Source organism: Streptomyces sp. NPDC003027, from assembly GCF_053591435.1.
In genome coordinates this window covers 42,761-64,132 of sequence record NZ_JBSFTU010000005.1, presented here as the reverse complement: position 1 = coordinate 64,132, position 21,372 = coordinate 42,761, and the positions used below count along the sequence as shown (strand labels likewise).

Here is a 21,372-nt window from a genome sequence, read left to right as displayed (position 1 = left end):
CGTGGCGAGATCCGCACACTGCGCTCAGAGAGCGGGGCCGCCCGACACCAGGGGCGCGACCGAGTGGTCCCCGAAGGCCGTCCACGGCTGCCAGCCGCCGCTCGGCCGGGCCTGGACGCGGGTCCGCATCCGGCCCGCGACGGTGACGGCGAAGACGTGCAGCCGACCGGCGGCGTCGAGTGCCGCCGTCGGCGTGGCGGCGAGCCGGAGGCCGGGCTCGCCGAACTCCCCGCCGGGATGGGTGTCCCCACCCGGAGCGACCTGCCAGCGGTGGTCGAGCCGGGCGCCGCCGGGCGTCAGCGAGAACGCCTCGAGCCGGCCGTCGGCGTTCACGGCGAACGCCGGGGCGGCGGCGCTCCAGCCGAACAGCGGCAGCCACTCGCCCCAGCCGCCGCTCGGCACGGCCTGCCGCCGGACGAAGGTTCCCACGCCGGACGGTCCGATCGCGGCGACGCCGAGCCGGCCGCTGCCGTCCCTGGCCACCCGGGGCGCGGCGCCGGCGGCGGTGCCGAACCGGTGCCATGCCGCGGTCCAGGGGCCGCCGGGGGACTCCTGCCACCGGTGGTCGATGGCCGCGCCGCCGGGGGCGAGGGCGAACACCTCGAGCCGGCCGTCGGCGTTCGCCGCGACAACCGGTGGCGCGCCCGCCGCCCCGCCGAATCCGGGCTCCCACGGGTCCCAGGCCGTGGACCCGGCCGACCTCTGCCGTCGCCGCGCGACGGAGGCGCCGCCGGGGCTCAGGGCGAAGGCCTCCAGACGGCCGGAGGCGTCGCGGGCGACGGCGGGGGCCGCACCGGCCGGACCGCCGAACTCCGCCCAGTCGTGCCAGCCGCCGTCCGGCCGCTGCACCCGGTGGTGCAGCTGGACACCGCCCGGGGCCAGCGAGAACACCTCGAGCCTGCCGTCGGTGGTGCGGCCGAGCGTGGGAACCGCACCGGCGGGCCCGCCGAAGGGCTCCCACCCCGACCAGCTGTCCGTGTGCGGGTCGAGCTGGACGCGCCGCAGCATCGAGCGGTCGCCGGCGTCGAGGGCGAACACCGTCAGCCGGCCGTCCACGTCGAGACCGGCCACCGGGTTGTCGGGGCTCTGCCACGGCGGTGGCGTGTCCCGCCATGACAGGGGCGCCACGTACAGCCCGTTCCGGAACCAGCCCGCGGCGCCGGCGTACCAGGTCTCCCCGGCGCGGACCACCTCGACGGCGTGGCCGGCCACATGCCCGGCGTATCCGGCGAGCTCGAAATGGAACGGGTCCCGCGACGCGAGGACGTCGGTGCCCTCGTAGCCGTTGCGCGGGCCGATGAACAGGTAGTACCAGCCGTCTCGTTCGACGACGCACGGCGACTCGGTGACCGAGACGGTCGCGTCCGTGGTCGCGTCGGTGAACGCGACGCCCGGCTCGCTCCAGTGCAGCAGATCGGCGGAACGCCGGTAGGCCACGACATGCCGGCCGCCCGGGGCGGAGAGTTCGGTGTAGTACATGACCCACTCGCCGCCGGTCCGCAGCACCATCGGGTCGCGCGCCGCGAGCCCCCGGAACAGCGGGCCGGACGGTTCGCGGGTCCAGGTGAACAGGTCGGTCGACGTGGCGAGGTTGATGGCCGCGCCGCTCGCGCCGCCCGCGGCGTAGAACATCCAGAACCTGCCGCCCGCCTCGACGACGTGCGGCGCCCACAGGTGTTCCTCACCGAAATAGGACGGGTCGACGGTGAGCGCGTCGGGGTGGCTGGTCCACGGGCCCTGCGGGCTCGGCGCGGAGGCGTGGGCGAAGGAGATCTCCGCCGCGCTGTCCGGGGATTCACCGCGCGGCGCGCTGTTGCCGACGATGCCGAACAGGTGCCAGCGGCCCTGAGCCTCGATCAGGGTGTGATCGTTGAGATAGCGCGGGCCCGCGGAGGTGGACGGGTCGTAGACGTACGTGAAGGGTCCCGCGCCGACCCACTCAGGTGCCGGGGCGTACGCGGAGGCCGCCGCGGCGGCGGCCGGGCCGGCACCCAGGAACGGGAGGGCGCCGGCGCCGGCCGCACCGCGCAGCAGGCTCCGTCTGCTGATCGGAAGCATGGATTCCTTCGGTCGGGTCGGTCGACGGCCGGACAGGTCAGCCGACGGCGGGTCCTGCGGAGTTGTTGAGCCAGAGCCACTCGGACCAGGTGGAGAAACCGGTCTGCCACTTGTGGAACGTACCGGCGTGGCTCGTGCCGAAGACTTCGATCCGGCCGTCGGCGTTGGTGGCGGCCGTGACCTCGGTGCCGCCGGTGCCGAAGGACGCCCAGTCGCTGTAGGGGGCGTTGACGGCGGTCTGCCAGGTGTGCATGGCGGTGGTGCCGTTGATGGCGAAGACCTCGACGCGCCCGTCGGGGGTGCGTTCGCTGGTCAGCTGGGAGTCGGCGGGGCCGCCCGTGGGTTCCCACTCGGACCAACCGGCGGGGCCGGTCTGGTACCTGTGGAAGACACCGACCGGGCCGGAGGCGAAGACCTCCAGGCGTCCGTCGGCGTTGTGGTCGACGGTCAGGTCGTGCCCGCCCTCACCGAAGGCGCTCCACGGGGACCAGCCGCCGTTGGGTGCCGTCTGGTAGCTGTGCTGGAAGGTGGTGCCGTTCAGGGCGAAGACCTCCAGGCGTCCGTCGGGTGCCTTTCCCATCTCCACCCGGCTGTCGGCGGGGCCGCCGCCCGTGGGCTCCCACTCCGACCAGCCGCCGTTCGGGGCGAGTTGATACCGGTGGAAGAGCCCGACCGGGCCGGACGCGTAGACCTCGATGCGGCCGTCGGCGTTGACACCGGCCGCCGTGTCCCGGCCGCCCTCACCGAAGGTCTCCCAGCCCGACCAGCCGCCGGACGGGCTCAGCTGCCAGCGGTGCTGGAAGGTGCTCCCGTTCAGGGCGAGCAGTTCGAGACGGCCGTCGGCGTTCGGCGCGAGGGCGAGTTCGGCGTTGCCCGGTCCGCCGAGCGACTCCCATTCCGACCAGTCGCCGTTGACCGCCTGCTGCCAGGAGTGGTGGATGCCGTCGGCTCCGGCGGCGAAGACCTCCAGGCGTCCGTCCGCCGACCGCGCGGACACGACCCGGCCCGACTCCGCCGGGTACACCAGCGGCACGGGCCGCGGACCGCTGCCGGGGGTGCAGGGCAGGACGACGCCGCGCTCCGCCAGGTAGGGCTCGGGGTCGATTCCGTACGTGGCGGACCGGTCGCCCCAGATCCGCAGATGGAGGTGGGGGCCGGTGGACTGCCCCTCGGAGCCCATCAGGGCGATCTGCTGGCCGGCCACGACGCGGTCGCCGGCGGAGACGTCACGCCGGACCATGTGCCCGTACTCGGAGATCCTCCCGTCGGGGTGCTGGATCCGGATCCACTGGCCGTAGCCGGGCTCGCGCCCCGAGATGGTGACCTCGCCGTCGCCCACGGCGTAGATCGGCGTCCCGACGTCGTTGGCGATGTCGACACCGTTGTGGTTGCTGTGGAAGTGCTGGGACACGAAACCGGCGGCCGGGCAGGCCGCGGTGGCGACGGCGGCGGTGCTCCGGGCGGCCGCGGCCGGAGCCGCGGGCACCAGCGCCGGCAGCAGCAGGGCCGCTGTCGCCGCGAGAACCCAGGTCACTGCGCGTCGGGAAAGTCCTGGAAGCACGAGACCTCCTCCCCTTGGCTGTCTCGGGGTGAGTGGGACGGACGTACGGGCGGTACGGAAGCTAGCAACGGAGCGGGGTCCCGCAGACCCCGGAAGGTTACGGACTGACAGGCGGGAGCACCTCGGCTAGAAGCCCGTTGCCGCTGGTCATCGGGATTTCATCGGTCCTCCTTAGCGTGGCCGCGTTCACACGACGGCCCGAACGACAAGGAGAGGACGGCTCGATGGCGAGCAGGAGACGCAGCGCGAGGCTGCCGATAGCGGTCCTGGCGGCGGTGGCCGTGCTGAGCACCTCCGCGGCCACCGGTTCGACGACCACGGGGGCGGCCGCCGCCGAACCCGGGCCGGACAGACCGACGATCCGCTACACCGAGTACGGCATCCCGCACATCATCGCCTCGGACTGGGCGGGGCTGGGGACGGGGTACGGATACGCCGCGGCCAAGGACAACATCTGCATCCTGGCCGACACCTATCTGATGGTCGACGCCCAGCGCTCCCGCCACCTGGGACCCGAAGGCAGGGCGAGCCCCGGCCAGAACCAGAACACCACCACCAACCTCAACAGCGACCTGTACTTCCAGCGCATCAAGGACGACAAGGTGGTGGAGCGGCTCCTCGCCATGCCCGCCCCCGAGGGTCCGGAGCCGGAGGTCAAGGAGGCCGTTCGCGGCTACGTCCAGGGATACAACCGGTACCTGGCAGAGACGGGGGTGAACAACATCTCCGACCCGGCCTGCCGCGGCGCCGCCTGGGTCCGGCCGATCACGGAGCTGGACGTCTACCGGCACGCGCACGCCGAGATCATCATGGGCAGCGCCGACGCGCTCCTGGACGGCCAGGTGAACGCCGCACCCCCGGGGGCCTCGGCCGCCGCCCCCGCCCAGCGGCCGGCGTCCTCACCCGGGAAGACCGCGGCCAGGATCCGCGACGCGATGGCGGTGAGCCGGCAACAGAGCATGGGAAGCAACGCGTTGGCGGTCGGCTCGCGGGGCGTCTCCGGTGGCACCAGCATGATGCTGGCCAACCCGCACTTCCCGTGGCAGGGCAAGAACCGGATGTGGCAGAGCCAGCTGACGATCCCGGGCGAGGTCAACGTCTCCGGGGCGAGCCTGCTGGGATTCCCCGCCGTGAACATCGGCTACAACGACAACGTCGCCTGGAGCCACACCGTCGCCACCGTGGCCCCGTTCGGGCTCTTCGACGTACAGGTCGATCCGCTGAACCCGACCATGTACCTGGTGGACGGCGCCTGGGAGCGGATGACCTCGCAGCGGGTCGAGGTCGAGGTGCGGAAGCCGGACGGCTCCCTCGGCAAGGTCGCCCGCACGCTGTGGTCCACCCGCTACGGCCCGATCACCACCTCGATGCAGGGCGTCCCCTTGCCCTGGGTGGTCAGCGCCCACGCGGTACGCGACGTGAACATGAACAACCTGCGCGCGCTGAACACCTGGTTCCGCCTCGACCAGGCCAAGGACGTCCACGATGTGGTGGACATCCTGGAGACCACACAGGGCGTCCCCTTCTTCAACACGGTCGCCTCCGACCGCAAGGGCGAGGCGCTGTACGCGGGCATCCAGGCGACCCCGAACATCACCGACGAACACGCGCGGTCGTGCCTCACCGAGACCGGCAAGCTGCTGTTCAACCAGTCGCTACGGCTGCCGAACGCCCCGCCGGTCTCCATCTTCGACGGCAAGCGCGGCGCGTGCGACTGGCCCGACGACCCGAACGCGGTCGCGCCAGGGCTCCTCGACCCGCACAAGCAGCCGCGCCTGATCCGGTCCGACTTCGTGGGCAACGCCAACGACAGCGCCTGGCTGGCCAACCCGGAGCAGCCGCTGACCTTCCCCCGGGTGATGGGCGACACCGCGGCGCCCCGTTCGCTGCGCACCCAGGAACTCATCCTGACCGCGCAGAACCGGATCAACGGCACCGACGGCCTGCCGGGCCGGGGCTTCACACCGCAGACCATGGGGCAGTTGCTCTTCGCCGACAACAGCAGAGCGGCCGACCTCGCCCTGAACGCCACGGTGACGATGTGCCGGAACGTGGCCTTCGGGCTCATCCTGGTGGACGGCACCCTGGTCAACGTGAGCGAGGCATGCCCGGTCCTGGCCGCCTGGAAGAGCCACGACTACACCTCCGACAGCCGGGGCTCCTCGCTCTTCGCGACCTACTGGAGCTTCCTGCTCAACGGGCAGGGGATCGAGAAGCTGCCGTGGCGGGTCCCCTTCGACCCCAAGGACCCGGTGCACACGCCCAACTCGCTGGATACCGGGAGCTCCGCCGTCCGCGACGCGTTCGGCCGTGCCGTGATCGCCCTGCGCAAGGCGGGCGTTCCGCTGAACGCCCCCCTCTCGGACGTCCAGAAGGTCACCCGCGGTGGTGAGCAGATCCCGATCCACGGCTCGCTCGGGCAGCTCGGTGTGCTGAACGTGATCACGCCTGGCCAGGTCGACGGAGAACCGGACATCGTCTTCGGGTCCAGCTTCATCCAGCAGGTGAGGTTCACCGCAGACGGCCCGCCGCAGGCGTTCTCCGTCATGGCCTACTCCCAGTCGGCCGACCCGAACTCACCGCACTACGCCGACCAGACCAAGCTCTTCTCGGCCGGCACGTGGGTGACCGAGCGGTTCACCGAGGACCAGATCGCGGCTTCACCGGAATTGCGCGTCAAGGTTCTGAACTGAGAGCGCCCAATGACGTCCCCAGGAGGAAAGCAGTGACAACGAAGGTGAACTGGCGGCGGCTGGCGGTGGCGTGGATGCTCGCCGCCGCGGCCGTGGTCGCGCCGACGGGTTTGGTACAGGCCGCCGGCAGCGGCACCACCCCGCCGCCGATGGCGAACGGCTTCGGCCTGACCCAGGCCGGCCCGGCGACAGGAAGCGCCACCGACTTCTACCTCACCGTGACCACGCCCGAGGTCAAGGGCGAACAGCACATCAAGATCATCCTGCCGAGCGGTTACCACGACGACCCGGACCGGCGATACCCGGTGCTGTACTTCCTGCACGGATCGCCCGACGACCCGATCCAGCAGAACTATCCGGCGCTGTCCATGTCGAACGAGATGATCACCGTCATCCCGGACGGCGGCGCCCGGAGCTGGTACGCCAACTGGCTCAACCAGAAGACGGTGCTGGGTGCCCAGAACTGGGAGAACTTCCATCTCAAGCAGGTGATCCCGTTCATCGACGCGAACCTGCGGACCATCGCCACCAAGAAGGCCAGGGCCATCGCCGGCGTCTCGATGGGCGGGTTCGGGGCCTTCCACTACGCCCAGGCCCGCCCCGACCTCTTCAGCCAGACCGCGTCCCTGTCGGGTGACATCGACCTGTCGGCCCGGTCCATGGACCTGCGGATGGCCGTCGTCGCCTCCGTCACCGACGCTCTGGGCGCGATGTGCGCCTCGGCATCGGGGTACTGCGACCCGAACGAATCCCCGTACAAGCCCGGTGTGGACAGCGACGCCCTGTTCGGCTCGCCCTACCCCGTGTTCAACGTCGACCGGCGGTGGAACGAGGTCGACCCGTCCCAGCACATGGACCGGCTCGACGGAGTCGGGGTCTCCATCTACACGGGCGACGGCGGCGGCTCGCCGGTGAACATGGAGTTCTGGGTCTCGGGCGCGGCCAAGAACGTCAAGGCCGAGATGGACGCCCTGGCCATGCCCTACTACTACGTCAACTACGGCGACGGCTCCGGCTGGGGCACCCAGTGCGACGGCGGCCACAACGCCGGCTGCTGGGAACAGGACCTTCGCGACCTGATCCCCAGGCTGGAGAGGTCCTTCGCCTCCTGATCCCCGACGCGCCGAGCGCCCGCCGTCGTCCCGTCCGCCGCTGACGCGGTCCACGGGGCGACGGCGGGCGCGCGATCCGGCCCTGATCCGCCGGACAGGCCCTACCTGATCGCCGGACCGGAATCGTTCAGCCAGGCCCATTCCGACCAGGTGGTGAAGCCGGTCTGCCACCGGTGGTAGACGCCGGCGTGGCTGGTGCCGAACACTTCGATGCGGCCGTCGGCGTTGGTGCTCGCACCGATCGACGTGCCACCGGTGCCGAAGCTCTCCCACTGCGAGAACGCGGCGTTCGGGCCGGTCTGCCAGGTGTGGCTCGCCGTGGTGGAGTTGATCGCGAACACCTCGACCCGTCCGTCGACCGACCGCGAGGTGGTCAGCTCGGCGTCAGGGATCCCGCCGGTGCCGGTCCACTGCGACCACGAGGCCGGGCCGGTCTGCCAGCGGTGGAAGACCCCGTCGGCGTTGGAGGCGAACACTTCGAGCCTGCCGTCCTGGTTGTGGCTCGCCGTGACGGCGCGTCCTCCGGTGCCGAAGTTCTCCCAGGCGGACCAGCCGCCGTTGACGCCGGTCTGGTACAGGTGCTCGAACGTCGAGTCGGACAGCGCGAAGACCTCCAGCCGCCCATCGGGCGCGGTCTCCATGGCGAGTCGGGCGTTGGCCGGGCCGCCGCGGGTGCCTTCCCATGCGGCCCACCCGCCGCTGGGCGCGGTCTGCCAGCGGTGGAACACACCGTTGGCGTTGGAGGCGAACACCTCGATCCGCCCGTCGGCGTTGTTGCCCGCGGCCAGTCGGTGCCCGCCGGTGCCGAAGTTCTCCCAGGCGGACCACCCGGCGCTGGGCCCGGTCTGCCACATGTGATCGAACGTACTGTCCGACAGCGCGAACAGCTCCAGCCGGCCGTCCGCGTTGGCCGCCACCGCCAGCTGGGCGTTGCGCGGACCACCCGCGAACCGCCACGTCGACCAGGCGCCGTTCACCGCGGTCTGCCAGGCGTGGTACACACCGTCGGCACCGGCGGCGAACGCCTCGAGGCGCCCGTCCGCCGACCGCCCGGACACGACCCGGCCGGAGGCGTACGGGTGCTTGGGGCCGCCGCTCGTAGCGGACCACAACGCGTTGGCGATCAGCGTGGCGTCGCCCGCCTCGATCCCGTACAGATGACGCAGGTCCTCCCGCGGTCGCTGCACCCGCCAGCACACCTCGCCGATCGGCGCGTCGTTCCACCCGCCGCCCGGAAACTCGTCCTCCATCGCATTGAGGAAGGCATTGGTGGCGTAGACCGGGTCCAGACGCTGCTCCCGGCTGCCCCACCAGTCCTGCTGCTGGAACAGTCCGATGCTGGTGTGGTCGACGGCCTGGGAGTAGTTGTTCATGCTGGTCTCCACGATGATCGTCGCGATCGCGATCGCCGCGGCCCTCGGGTTGAGACCCCGGTCCTTCACCGCCTGCGTGACCATCCGCGCGCAGGACATCTTGTACGCGTTCAGATAGCCGGCCATCTTCGCGCCGAGCTGCGGGTTGAGCTGGTCGGCCATGATGCCGTCGGTGGCCGAAGGACCGGCCGGATCGCACGGCGCGGTCGGAATGGCCATGCCCTGGGGGCCGGCGAAGTACCGGGAGACGCCGGAACGGTCGCCGCCCGGAACGGGCTCGGGCCGGGCGACGGCGACCGAGGCGGTCAACCCGACGACCAACGCCCAGATGCCGGCCAGTAAGGCCAGTCTGGTGAATACGCGGTGCAAGCCGCTTCCTGCCATGGTGTGCCTCTCGTCGTGAACTCCGGTCGTTGGCGGCCGACGGTAGGAGGCACCCATGAAATGCCGATGGAATCGGCCTCCCGCGCGTTTTGCCGGGCCGTGTTTCACCGGGCCGCGTTTCTCCGGCCCGCGTTTCATCGGGATGTCATCGGCCGCCGCCAGGCTCGTGACGCGAAGACAGACCACATGGGGAGGATCGAAATGCGAGCGAAGAAGATGACGGCCGCCTTGGCCGGCCTTCTGCTGACGGCGGGGCTTTCGGTGGCACAGGCGTCCACGGCGCAGGCGGCCACGACGGCCTCGTGCGAGGGCACCTACACGATCGTCGTCGGCGGCACGGGAAGCTCCTGGAACAACGACGGCTTCACCGGCAACATCCAGCAGCACGTCGGGTACCCGACCCAGATCCCCAACGGCGCGAGCGCCCGGGCGGGCGTCAACGAGCTGAACCGGCTGGTGCGCGACCAGCGTGCCGCGTGCCCCAGCCAGCACGTCAAGATGGGCGGGTACTCCCTGGGCGCCGCGGTGGTGCACATCTGGGTCACCGAGAACTGGCAGACCTTCGACAACGTCAACGCCATCCTCATCGCCGACCCCAAGCGCCAGGGCGGTCCCGGCGCCAACGGAGGATCCGTACCGTTCGGCGGCATCGTCGGAGCGCCGCTCGCCGGCGCCGACAGGTACTTCGGTGACGTGCCGGTCAAGACGATCTGCCACTGGGACTACGTCTGCGACGAGTCCGCCGGCATCTGGACGTACCCGGGGAACCACATCAGGAACTACCCCCACGACTTCAACATGGATCACCACAACGACAGCGCCAACGAGCAGTGGTACAACGGCGCCTGGTATCCCGCCGCCTGGTGACCAGCGGCCGGTCGTGATCACGGGCCCATCGGTCACCGGCCGGCCGTGATCACCAGCCGGCCCTGATCACCGGCCGGTCGCGGACCCGGCCAGGGGGCTCAGACCGAGGCCGGCCTCGTCGCCGCGCAGAATCATCTGGTGCGCCCGCCGCAGCATCCGGCTCGGAGGAACCCCGAGGTCCTCGGCGAGACGGCGGCGGGCGCGCTCGAACACCGTCAAGGCGTCGGCCTGGCGCCCGTTCCGGTACAGCGCCCGCATCAGCATCGCGGCCACCGGCTCGTTGAGGGGGTGCGCCGCCGACAGGGCGAACAACTCGGCGATCACCTCCGCGTCCTGGCCAAGCCGCAGCTGCCACTCCAGCTTCCGCTGCACGATGGCGATCCGGCGATCGCGGAGCCGAAGCCGCTCCAGTTCGGCGAGCGGCCCCGGCAGACCGGCCAGGGGCTCCCCGTGGAACAGCTCCAGCGCCTGGGCGCAGAGGCGGACCGCCTCGTGTGGTGCGCCCGCTCGATCGGCCTTCCCGATGGCGGTGACCAGCCGCTCCATGCGTGCCACGTCCACGTCGACCGCACCGGAGGCCAGCCGGTAGCCACGGAGTCCGCGCTCGATGACCGCGTCCGGACCGTCCCCGACGCGCAGGGCCTTGCGCAGTCGGTAGATGTACACCGGCACCACGTTCGCGACCGGCGGCTCCATCCCCCATACGTCATCGAGCAGTTCCTGCTGGCTGAGGGAGCGTCCCGCGCCCAGGGCCAGGGCCGCCAGGACGGCTTGCTGGCGCAGATGCCCCAGGTTCAGGGGCCGACCGTCCCGCCATGCCCGCAGCGGCCCGAGGAGGGAGATCCGTACCTTCGGTCCCGCCGCTCGCGCGGCGATGGTCCGTGGTCTCACCGGCCGTGTGCGGGGGCCACGTCCGGGGACGACCAGACCGCAGTCGAAGGCGTGGACGATGGCGGCGGCCCGGTCGCGCAGGCCGAGCTTCCCCATGATCCGCGCGAGGTGCTCGGCCACGGCGTCCTCGGGGACGGCGAGGGCGGCGGCGATCTCGTCGTCCCGCAGGCCGCAGCCGACCGCGGAGAGCACCTGGCGCTCCTCATGCCTGAGGGCGGCGGTGGTAGGGCGGTCGGTGATGACGGTCGTCGGCATCGCTGCTCCCCGGTCTCCGGACGCTCCGTCTCGCGAGCGCCGTCGACAAGGTAGTGGGGGGAGTGTCGGGCAAGGCATCCGGAACGATCCGGAGTGACACACGCGCGCGAACGCGACATCCCCCATGGACGGCGAGGGTGTTGCCGCGGATCCGCCCGCTCGCGGCACATACGCGGCCGACTCGCCCACACGTGTGGTCGCTCCCCACACGCCGCCCGGCGGCACGCCGCCGGGCCCCTCCGCCGACGATCATGCCGACGTGATCACTTCCGATACCACCCCAGCGCCCGCCACCCCCCTGCGCTCGGCGCGCGGACCGCGCACCGCGGCCGTCGTGGGGCTCGGCGCCCTGACGCTGCTGGCGTCGCTGTCCGCCCTGCCCGCCGGGGCCGTTCCGGCCGCGCCGGGACCCGGCCGGGCGGTACCTCCTTCCGGGCCGGTGGACGTCCTGGAGACCGGGACGGCCGCCTACCTGGACGCCGTCCGCGACGACCCGCGGCGGCTGCGCGCCTTCTTCCGCCATCTGCCCAAGGGCGGGGACCTGCACAACCACCTCTCGGGCGCGGTGTCCACCGAGTTCCTGATCGAACTCGCCGCCAGGGACGGCCTGTGCGTCGAGACCGCCACGATGACCGCCGTCGCCGCGCCCTGCGGTGCGGGGACCCGGCCAGCCGCCGATGCCCGCACCGACCGCGCCTTCCATGACGCGATCGTGCGCGCCTGGTCCATGCAGGACTTCCCGCCCGGAGGCGACGGGCACGACCACTTCTTCGCCACCTTCGGCAAGTTCGGCGAGGTCACCTACCGCCACCGCGGCACCCTGCTCGCCGCTGTCGCCGAGGACGTGGCCGCGCAGAACCAGTTCTACCTGGAGACCATGGTCACCCCGGCCTCCGACGGCGCGAAGAAGCTCGCCGACAAGGTCGGCTGGGACGACGACCTCGCCGCCCTGCACGCCAAGCTGGTCGCCGGCGGCAAGCTGGAGCGGCTCGTGGCCGAGGCGCGCGCGGAGGCGGACCAGGCCGACGTCCAGTTCCGTACCGCCGCCCGCTGCGGGACCAGCCGCCCCGAGCCCGCGTGCCGACTCCCCGTCCGCTGGATCTCGCAGGTGTCGCGCGGCAGCTCGCGCGAGCGGGTCTACACCCAGATGGCCCTCGGCATGCGGCTGGCCGAACGCGACCCCCGGTTCGTCGCGGTCAACCTCGTCCAGCCCGAGGACGGGGAGAGCGCGCTGCTCCACTACAGCCTCCAGATGCGCATGCTGGCGCACCTGCGCGGGGTCTACCCCGAGGCCCATGTGACGCTGCACGCCGGGGAGTTGTGGCCCGGACTGGTCAAGCCCCAGGACCTGGCGTTCCACATCGCGGAGGCCGTCCACGTCGCCCGCGCGGAGCGGGTCGGCCATGGCGTCGACCTCGTCCACGAGGACGACTGGCGGCGTACGGCCCGCACCATGGCCGCCCGGGAGGTCGCCGTCGAGGTCCCGTTCACCAGCAACGCCCAGATCCTCGGCGTACGCGGCGCGGACCACCCGTTCGCCACCTACCGCGCCTACGGCGTGCCCGTCGTCCTGGCCACCGACGACCCGGGGGTCAGCCGGATCGACATCAGCCACGAGTACCAGTACGCAGCCGAGACCTACGGTCTGTCGTACCGGGAGCTGAAGGACCTGGCCCGGGCCTCGCTGGAGTACGCCTTCCTGCCCGGAGCGAGCCTGTGGCGGGGCAACCCCACCCGCGACGGCTACCGCGTCGAGGATGTCTGCCGCGGCGAGCGCCCCGGTACGGCCGTGGGCAGCCCCGGCTGCCGCCGTCTGCTGGCCGCCAGCCCCAAGGCCGACGCCCAGTGGCGCCAGGAGACCGCCTTCCACGACTTCGAGCGGACCTTCGGCACCGGCCGCTGACCCGCCCGCTCTCACGCCCCCACCGGAAAGGACCCACGGACCCGGCACCGCCCCGTCACGAGGACCCCCGCACCACGACCGCACGTCCCTGCCCTCCGAGCAGGGGTGATGCGGCTCACCGGCCCGCCCCCGCGCCCGTACGAAGCGCGTCAGGAGCGGGCCGCGCGGCGTATGGGAGGCGTCAACGAAGGCCGAGGCCGGGCGGAAGGGAGGTTTCCTCGACTGGTCCGAGAAACCGATCTTCACTCAGGAGCTCGCGATGGCCGATCTGGCCTTCGTCCTCACCACGGCCGCGGTGTTCGCGCTGGTGGCCCTCGTCGCCAAGGGGGTGGCCGAGCTGTGACCGCCGAGAACGTCGTCGGCCTCCTCGTGGCCGCCGCCCTGCTGGGCTATCTCGTCCTCGCCCTCGTCAAGCCCGAGAAGTTCTGAGGACGCGGATGAGTCCCGTTCTCGCCGCCGTGCTCCAGCTCCTCGCGCTGAGCGTCGCGCTGGGCCTCGCGTACCGGCCGCTGGGCGACCACATGGCGCGCGTGTACTCCTCGACGCACCACCTGCGGGTCGAGAAGTGGATCTACCGTGCCATCGGAGCCGATCCCGACACGCGGATGGGCTGGCCCGCCTATCTGCGGGGTGTCCTCGCCTTCTCCGCGGTGGGCGTGCTGTTCCTCTACCTGCTCCAGCGGACGCAGGGAGCGCTGCCCGGCTCGCCCGCCTTCGCCTCGATCGACCCCGACCAGGCGTTCAACACGGCCGCGTCCTTCGTCACCAACACCAACTGGCAGTCGTACTACGGCGAGCAGGCCATGGGCCATGTCGTCCAGACCGGTGGGCTGGCGGTGCAGAACTTCGTGTCGGCCGCGGTCGGCATGGCGGTCGCCGTCGCGCTCGTGCGGGGCTTCGCCCGGTCCCGTACCGGCGAGCTGGGCAACTTCTGGGCCGACCTGGTCCGGGGAGTCGTCCGGATCCTGCTGCCGATCTCGGTGATCGGTGCCCTCGTCCTCGTCGCCTGCGGTGCGATCCAGAACTTCTCCGGCATCCACGAGGTCGGCCGGTTCGCCGGCGGCTCCCAGCAGTGGAACGGCGGGGCGGTCGCCTCGCAGGAGGTCATCAAGGAGTTGGGCACCAACGGCGGCGGCTATTTCAACGCCAACTCCGCCCATCCCTTCGAGAACCCCAACGGTCTCTCCAACCTCTTCGAGATCTTCCTCGTCCTGGTGATCCCGTTCGCCCTCACGCGCACCTTCGGGCGGATGGTCGGCAGCCTCAGGCAGGGGTACGCGATCCTGGCGGCGATGGCGACGATCTGGGCCGGATTCACGGCCCTGATGCTGTGGACCGAGTTCGCGGGCCACGGTCCCGCCTTCGACCTCGCCGGCGGCGCGATGGAAGGCAAGGAGACCCGGTTCGGCATCGGCGGCTCGTCGCTCTTCGCGGTGGCCACGACCCTGACCTCGACCGGCGCGGTGAACTCCTTCCACTCCTCGTACACCGGTTTCGGCGGCGGGATCACGATGCTGGGGATGCAGCTCGGGGAGATCGCGCCCGGCGGCGTCGGATCCGGCCTGTACGGCATGCTGATCATGGCGGTCATCGCGGTGTTCATCGCCGGTCTGATGGTCGGCCGCACTCCGGAGTACCTGGGGAAGAAGATCGGCACGCGGGAGATCAAGCTCGCGGCCTGCTACCTCCTGGTCACCCCGGCCCTGGTGCTCGGCTTCACGGCCGCCTCGTTCGTCCTGGACACCCCGGCGAACTCGATGACGAACTCGGGCGCGCACGGCTTCTCCGAGATCCTCTACGCCTACACCTCCGGCGCGAACAACAACGGCTCCGCCTTCGCCGGCCTCGACGCCGACACCCGGTGGTTCAACACCACGATCGGCATCGCGATGCTGCTCGGCCGGTTCCTGCCGATGGTGTTCGTCCTCGCGCTCGCCGGCTCGCTCGCCGAGCAGACGCCCGTTCCCCGGACCGCGGGCACGCTGCGGACCGAGAAACCCCTGTTCACCGGGGTGTTGGTCGGCACCCTCATGATCATCACCGGTCTGACCTACTTCCCCGCGCTCGCGCTCGGCCCGCTCGCCGAAGGGCTCGCGGCATGACCCCCGGCGCGACCAGGACCGACGTACGGAAGCAAGAAGACGACGCCATGACCTCCACCACGAAGACCCGGGCACCGCATACGGACGCGCCCACGGCCCACGAGCCCGAGGGCGGGCGGGTCGGCGGCGGGTCGTTCGACCCGAAGCTGCTGCTCACCTCCCTCCCCGGCGCTCTGCGCAAGCTCGATCCGCGACTGATGATCAAGACACCGGTCATGTTCGTGGTCCTGGTCGGCTCGGTGGTCACCACCGTGCTCGCCGTGAAGGACCCGGGGGACTGGTTCGGCTGGGCGATCACCGCGTGGCTGTGGCTGACCACGGTCTTCGCCAACCTGGCGGAGGCTGTGGCCGAAGGCCGCGGCAAGGCCCAGGCCGACACGCTGCGCAAGGCCAGGACGGGCACGGTCGCCCGCCGCCTGACCGAGGACGGCAAGGGCGAGGAGGAGGTCCCCGGCACCGAGCTGCGCGTCGGCGACCTGGTGGTCTGCGAGGCCGGCGACATCATCCCCGGCGACGGTGACGTCGTCGAGGGCGTCGCCTCGGTCGACGAGTCCGCGATCACCGGTGAGTCCGCTCCGGTGATCCGGGAGTCCGGCGGCGACCGGTCCGCGGTCACCGGCGGTACGAAGGTGCTGTCGGACCGGATCGTCGTCAGGATCACGACGAAGCCGGGTGAGACGTTCATCGACCGGATGATCCATCTGGTCGAGGGCGCGGCGCGACAGAAGACACCCAACGAGATCGCCCTCGACATCCTCCTTGCCTCCCTGACCATCGTCTTCCTGCTCGCCGTCGTCACGCTGAAGCCGTTCGCGCGCTACGCGGGCGCCGACGGACAGACCTCGCTGATCGTGCTGACCGCGCTGCTGGTCTGCCTGATCCCGACCACGATCGGGGCGCTGCTCTCGGCGATCGGCATCGCCGGCATGGACCGGCTCGTCCAGCGCAACGTCCTGGCCATGTCCGGCCGGGCCGTCGAGGCCGCCGGCGACGTGTCGACCCTGCTGCTCGACAAGACCGGCACCATCACCCTGGGCAACCGGCGGGCCGCCGAGTTCGTCCCCGTCGGCGGCGTCACCGAGGCCGAGGTCGCCGACGCCGCTCAGCTGTCGTCCCTGGCCGACGAGACGCCCGAGGGCCGCTCGATCGTCGCCCTCGCCAAGGAGCGGTACGGTCTGCGCGAACGCCATCCGGGCGAGCTCGCCCACGCCACCTGGCTCGAGTTCACCGCCCAGACCCGTATGTCGGGCGTGGACGTGGACGGGCGCCAGGTCCGCAAGGGCGCGACCGGTTCGGTCGTGGCCTGGGTGAAGGAGCGGGGCGGCGACGTCCCCGACGGCGTGCGGGCGCTGACCGACACGATCTCCCAGGCCGGCGGCACCCCGCTGCTCGTGGCCGCCGAGGACGGCGAAGGCGCGCGGGTCCTGGGCGTCGTCCATCTGAAGGACGTCGTCAAGAAGGGCATGCGGGAACGGTTCGAGGAGCTGCGCCGCATGGGCATCAGAACGGTCATGATCACGGGTGACAACCCGCTGACCGCGAAGGCCATCGCCGAGGAGGCGGGCGTCGACGACTTCCTCGCCGAGGCGACCCCCGAGGACAAGATGGCCCTCATCAAGCGGGAGCAGGCCGGCGGAAAGCTCGTCGCGATGACCGGTGACGGGACCAACGACGCCCCCGCCCTCGCCCAGGCGGACGTCGGCGTGGCCATGAACACCGGCACCTCGGCCGCCAAGGAGGCCGGGAACATGGTGGACCTGGACTCCGACCCCACCAAGCTCATCGAGATCGTCGAGATCGGCAAGCAGCTCCTCATCACCAGGGGCGCCCTCACGACCTTCTCCATCGCCAACGACGTGGCGAAGTACTTCGCGATCATCCCCGCGATGTTCGCCGTCGCCTACCCGAGCCTCGACAAGCTCAACATCATGGGCCTGGCCTCGCCCGAGTCCGCGATCCTCTCCGCCGTCGTCTTCAACGCGCTGATCATCGTCGCCCTCGTCCCGCTCGCCCTCAAGGGTGTGCGGTACGTGCCCACCGGCGCCGACCGGATGCTCCGCCGGAACCTCGGGATCTACGGTCTCGGCGGGCTGGTCGCCCCGTTCATCGGCATCAAGACCATCGACATCGTCATCTCCCTCATCCCCGGAATCGGCTGATCATGAACAACTCCGCAGGAAACGCGGGACGTCTGCTCGGGGCGGGTCTGCGCGCCCTCCTCGCGCTGACCGTGCTCACCGGCGTGGTGTATCCGCTCGCCGTCACGGGCGCCGCGCAGGCCCTGTTCCCCGGCAGGGCCAACGGCTCCGAGATCAAGGACGGGAGCGGGAGGGTCGTCGGCTCCGACCTCATCGGCCAGCGCTACGACCTGCCGCTGAAGGAGGGTGAGCGGACGGCGGAACCGGACCTGAGGTGGTTCCAGCCGCGACCCTCCAACGGCCTGGCCTCCCACACCGTCAACACCCGCTACCAGCTGCTCGTCTCCGGCGCCACCAACCGCTCGGCCGACAACCTCGACCTCATCCGGTGGGTCAGGGACGCCAAGGCGGCCGTGATCGAGGACAACTCGGTCCGCGGCCACCCCGTCGAGCCGTCCGACGTGCCCGCCGACGCCGTCACCTCCTCCGGTTCCGGCCTCGACCCCCACATCTCCCCCCGGTACGCGATGCTCCAGGCCCCCCGCGTCGCCCAGAAGAACCATCTCGACGTCCGGAAGGTGGAGCGGCTCGTCGCCGACCACACCGACGGCCGGATCCTCGGCTTCCTCGGCGAACCGCACGTCAACGTCCTCCGGCTCAACATCGCCCTCAAGGAGCTGACCAGGAGCTGACCCGCCCCGGTGGTACGCGCCGGTGCTCTCAGGGCCCGTCCGAGCTGCCCGGGAGGCCGACCCGGGGGACGATAGAAGCTGTCGGGCCCGGAGCCGGCCCCATGGCGGCCGGGCGGGTACTCCTCCGGAGGAGGGCCTCCGGCGGCCGGTGGACGGAGGGAGACCTGACGTGGACGCGGCTGACGCCCTGGGCGCCGCCACCCCGTCCGAGCCGGGGGGCCTGCTGGACATGCTGGGCGTGGCGGCGGTGGTCCTCGACGCCGACGGGCGGATCAGGCTCTGGAGCCCGCAGGCGCAGGAGCTGTTCGGCTGGACCGCGGAGGAGGCGCTCGGCCGGCCCGCCGCCAGGCTGCTGGTCGCCGAGGAACACACCGATCTCGTCCTGGACCTCTTCGCCCAGGTCATGGCCGGGGGCGGCAGCTGGGCCGGAGTCTTCCCGATCCGTCACAAGGACGGCTCCGACCGCCTCGTCGAGTTCCGCAACATGCGGCTGCTGGACCAGGACGGTGCCCGGTACGCCCTGGGGATCGCCGCCGACGACTCCGTCGTCCGCGGGATCGAGCGCAATCTCGCGCTCTCGGCGCAGCTCGTCGCCCAGTCCCCGACCGGCGTGGCGGTGGCGGACCCCGACCTGAACCTCGTCCTGACCAACCAGGCACTCGAGCGGATCACCGGCCGACCCGCCCAGAGCTGCCTGGGCCGCCCCGCAGCCGAGGCCCTGCCGTTCGAGGACGGCGAGGGCATCGAAGCGGCGATGCGCCAGGTCCTGGCCGACGGAGCGCCGCTGCTGAACCTCGCCGCCGTCGAGCGGACCGCGACCGGCGGGGAAGAGGCCCGCGCGTGGCGGGTGTCGTACTTCCGCCTCGAGGACTCCATCGGACGGGTGATCGGCGTCGCCGTGACCCTGATCGACGTGACCGACCAGTACCGGGCGGACCTGCGGAGCGCCCAGGCCCGCCGCCGCCTCGCACTGATCGCCGACGCCTCCACCCGTATCGGTACCACCCTCGACCTGGAGCAGACCGCACGCGAGCTCGCCGACTCCGTGGTCCCCGACCTCGCCGACATCGCCGCCGTCGACGTCCTGGACACCGTCATCCAGGCCCGGAGCACCCCGCGCGCTCCCACGGCGCCCGCCCTCTTCCGGGCCCTGGCGGTCAAGACGGCGTACCCCACCAGCGCCGCCGACGTCGCCGACCCGGTGGGCGAGATCACCCGGTACGAGGCCGACCGCCTGGTCACCCGCTGCGTCGCCACCGGCCGGACGGTCCACCTCGCCCACGTCCGCACGGAGGACCTGCCGCACATCGCCCGCGACGAGCACGCGGCCACCGTCCTGGCCGGTGCCGGCGTCCACTCGTACCTCGCCGTGCCCCTGACCGCCCGGGGCGAGGTCCTCGGCGCGCTCGACCTCAAACGCGCCCGCAACCCCCTGCCCTTCACCGAGGACGACGTCCTCCTGGCCGAGGAGCTCGCCGCCCGCGCCGCCGTGTGCATCGACAACGCCCGCTGGTACCAGACACAGCTCCAGGCCGCCACCACCCTCCAGCGCCATCTGCTGCCGCGCACCCCGCCGGAAGCGCCGGGGCTGACGGTGGCCTGCCGCTACCAGCCGGCCGGAGCGGCGGGCCACGCCGGCGGCGACTGGTTCGACATCATCCCGCTCACCGACGGCACCACCGCCCTGGTCGTGGGAGACGTCATGGGCTCCGGCATCAAGGCCGCGGCCACCATGGGTCAGCTGCGCACCGCCACCCGAACCCTCGCCCGGCTCGGCCTCCACCCCGCCGAGATCCTCCACCACCTCGACCTGCTCACCCGCGAACTCGAGGAGACCATCGCCACCTGCGTCTACGCGCTGTGCGACCCCCACGCCGCGACCTGCCACATCGCCCTGGCCGGCCACCCTCCTCCGGCACTGCTGCTGCCGGGGAAGGACCCCGCTCTCCTCGACCTGCCGACCGGTGCGCCCCTGGGAGCGGCCGAGGACGTGCCCTTCACCACCACCTCCTTCGAACTCCCGCCCGGCAGCCGCCTCTTCCTCTACACCGACGGCCTCCTGGAGACCCGCCGCCACTCCCTCGACGTCCGTATGGGCGCCCTCCTGCACCAGCTCACCGGTCCGCCGATGCCACTCGAAGCGACCTGCGACCACCTCCTCGCGACCCTGCCCGACCCCGAGAGCCACGACGACATCGCCCTGCTCATCGCCGAGGCCACCGCCCCGCCCCCGGCCCGGGACGCGGGTTCCTCCGGCGTCAGACCCAGTTGATCTCCGTCCGGGCCAGCAGGGGATCGTCGACCAGCTCCCACAGCGGCACCGCGACATTGCCGAGGCGGTAGCGGCCGCCGAAGTGGAGGGCGAGGACCCGGTGGTCCGCGAGGTCGAGCACCGGGGAGCCGCTGTTGCCGCCGAGGGTGGAGCAGTCGTGCCTCATCACGAGGCCGCCCGGGGCGAACTCCGTGGCCGTGCCGGGCTGGAGCCGCTTCACGTTGTAGACGTCCATGAAGATCCGGCGCATCGACTCGGGTTCGTTGCGGCGCCCGTCCCACGCCGGGTAGCCGATCACGTACACCGGACGGCCCGGCACGCTCGCGGGCGCGTCGGCGGCCACCGCCAGGGGCGTGGGCAGCGCGGCGCCGTCCGGCGGGGCGACGCGCAGCAGGGCCAGATCCACGTCCGGGTGGATCCCGGTCACCTCGGTGATCTCGTACGGGAGAGGTCCGGCGGCCGGGGCGGCGGACGGTTCCGCGACGAGCTCCTCGCCCGGGTCGACGCGGGCCGACATGCCCTGCTGGAAGGCCCAGCCGGCGCCTTCGGTCCGGCTGAACTCCACGGCCACGTGCCGGTTGGTCATCACCGTCTCGGGGCCGACGAGGAACGCCGTACCGACCCAGTCCAGGTTCGGATGACCGGCGACCTCCACCCGGCCGACCCGGGCGATCGACTCGCGGATCGCCGCCCGGCCGGCGTCGAGCACGGACCAGTCGCCGGGCTGGGAGGCGAAGTCCTGGCCCTGCACGAGGATCGCGGGCCGGCCCTCCAGGAGGACGATCGCCTCCACACCGAAGTACTCGTCCTCGTCGATCTCGTCCGCACGGCCGCCGGCCAGTTTCTCCAGACCGCTGACGCCCGCTTCCAGGACCCGGGCCCGCTCCTCCTGGGCGAAGCGGGAGATCTGGCCCGCCGGGGCGTCGTCCGCCGGACGGTCCTCCACCGACTCGGAGATCTCCGCCTCCAGGCTGTCGCGCACCCGCGCCGCCACGCTCCTCAGATCGTCGAAGATCCGCTCGGGATCGGTCGCGACCGGTGATCCGTGTCCCATCTCCCGCCACCTCCGCC

General features: G+C 71.7%; 14 protein-coding genes. 9 read left to right on the top strand and 5 right to left on the bottom strand.

Translation table 11 applies throughout. From position 1 onward, the window contains the following. Positions 1 to 24 precede the first annotated feature (24 nt). Both ACWDX6_RS06100 and ACWDX6_RS06095 read right to left on the bottom strand, forming a co-directional pair. On the bottom strand, positions 25 to 2,058 hold the full coding sequence (locus tag ACWDX6_RS06100; protein WP_451483743.1) for a family 43 glycosylhydrolase: 2,034 nt from the start codon (positions 2,056 to 2,058) through the stop codon (positions 25 to 27). A gap of 37 nt (positions 2,059 to 2,095) precedes the next feature. After that, complete coding sequence (locus ACWDX6_RS06095) at positions 2,096 to 3,619, bottom strand: peptidoglycan DD-metalloendopeptidase family protein (RefSeq protein WP_451483742.1); 1,524 nt, start codon at positions 3,617 to 3,619, stop codon at positions 2,096 to 2,098. A gap of 224 nt (positions 3,620 to 3,843) precedes the next feature. Here ACWDX6_RS06095 and ACWDX6_RS06090 point away from each other — a divergent pair, with 224 nt between their 5' ends. Both ACWDX6_RS06090 and ACWDX6_RS06085 read left to right on the top strand, forming a co-directional pair. After that, positions 3,844 to 6,312, top strand: coding sequence for a penicillin acylase family protein (locus tag ACWDX6_RS06090; RefSeq protein WP_451483741.1), 2,469 nt, complete (start codon positions 3,844 to 3,846; stop codon positions 6,310 to 6,312). Between the two features lie 74 nt (positions 6,313 to 6,386). Next, positions 6,387 to 7,424, top strand: a complete 1,038-nt coding sequence (locus ACWDX6_RS06085) for an alpha/beta hydrolase (RefSeq protein ID WP_451483865.1) — start codon at positions 6,387 to 6,389, stop codon at positions 7,422 to 7,424. Positions 7,425 to 7,525: 101 nt separating this feature from the next. Here ACWDX6_RS06085 and ACWDX6_RS06080 read toward each other — a convergent pair whose 3' ends face one another. Further along, entirely contained in the window at positions 7,526 to 9,181 is a 1,656-nt protein-coding gene (locus ACWDX6_RS06080; RefSeq protein ID WP_451483740.1) for a peptidase M23, read from the bottom strand. A 201-nt stretch (positions 9,182 to 9,382) separates the two neighbouring features. Between ACWDX6_RS06080 and ACWDX6_RS06075 the strand changes: the two genes are divergently transcribed. Next, the gene (locus ACWDX6_RS06075) at positions 9,383 to 10,048 is read left to right on the top strand and encodes a cutinase family protein (RefSeq protein WP_451483739.1); all 666 of its coding nucleotides are present in this window, start codon (positions 9,383 to 9,385) and stop codon (positions 10,046 to 10,048) included. 66 nt (positions 10,049 to 10,114) lie between these two features. On the opposite strand, the gene ACWDX6_RS06070 is transcribed toward ACWDX6_RS06075, so the two are convergent. After that, positions 10,115 to 11,194 (bottom strand): BTAD domain-containing putative transcriptional regulator, encoded by a 1,080-nt coding sequence (locus ACWDX6_RS06070; protein WP_451483738.1) that lies wholly within the window; start codon positions 11,192 to 11,194, stop codon positions 10,115 to 10,117. 259 nt (positions 11,195 to 11,453) lie between these two features. On the opposite strand from ACWDX6_RS06070, the gene ACWDX6_RS06065 reads away from it, so the two are divergent. From ACWDX6_RS06065 to ACWDX6_RS06040, 6 genes are all read left to right on the top strand, one after another. After that, positions 11,454 to 13,097, top strand: coding sequence for an adenosine deaminase family protein (locus ACWDX6_RS06065; protein ID WP_451483737.1), 1,644 nt, complete (start codon positions 11,454 to 11,456; stop codon positions 13,095 to 13,097). A gap of 339 nt (positions 13,098 to 13,436) precedes the next feature. After that, positions 13,437 to 13,526 carry a K(+)-transporting ATPase subunit F gene (gene kdpF / locus ACWDX6_RS06060; RefSeq protein WP_451483736.1) on the top strand — a complete coding sequence of 30 codons (90 nt, stop codon included), beginning with the start codon at positions 13,437 to 13,439 and terminating at the stop codon, positions 13,524 to 13,526. An 8-nt stretch (positions 13,527 to 13,534) separates the two neighbouring features. Further along, a complete protein-coding gene (gene kdpA, locus ACWDX6_RS06055) occupies positions 13,535 to 15,199 on the top strand; it encodes a potassium-transporting ATPase subunit KdpA (RefSeq protein WP_451483735.1) in 1,665 nt (554 codons plus the stop codon). Between the two features lie 47 nt (positions 15,200 to 15,246). Next, entirely contained in the window at positions 15,247 to 17,358 is a 2,112-nt protein-coding gene (gene kdpB, locus ACWDX6_RS06050) for a potassium-transporting ATPase subunit KdpB (RefSeq protein WP_451483734.1), read from the top strand. A 2-nt stretch (positions 17,359 to 17,360) separates the two neighbouring features. After that, positions 17,361 to 18,029: a potassium-transporting ATPase subunit C gene (locus ACWDX6_RS06045; protein ID WP_451483733.1), complete on the top strand. Its 669-nt coding sequence runs from the start codon at positions 17,361 to 17,363 to the stop codon at positions 18,027 to 18,029. A 229-nt stretch (positions 18,030 to 18,258) separates the two neighbouring features. After that, positions 18,259 to 20,301, top strand: a complete 2,043-nt coding sequence (locus tag ACWDX6_RS06040; RefSeq protein ID WP_451483864.1) for a SpoIIE family protein phosphatase — start codon at positions 18,259 to 18,261, stop codon at positions 20,299 to 20,301. On the opposite strand, the gene ACWDX6_RS06035 is transcribed toward ACWDX6_RS06040, so the two are convergent. Further along, complete coding sequence (locus ACWDX6_RS06035; protein ID WP_451483732.1) at positions 20,288 to 21,355, bottom strand: trypsin-like serine peptidase; 1,068 nt, start codon at positions 21,353 to 21,355, stop codon at positions 20,288 to 20,290. The genes ACWDX6_RS06040 and ACWDX6_RS06035 overlap by 14 nt on opposite strands. Positions 21,356 to 21,372: the final 17 nt, after the last annotated feature.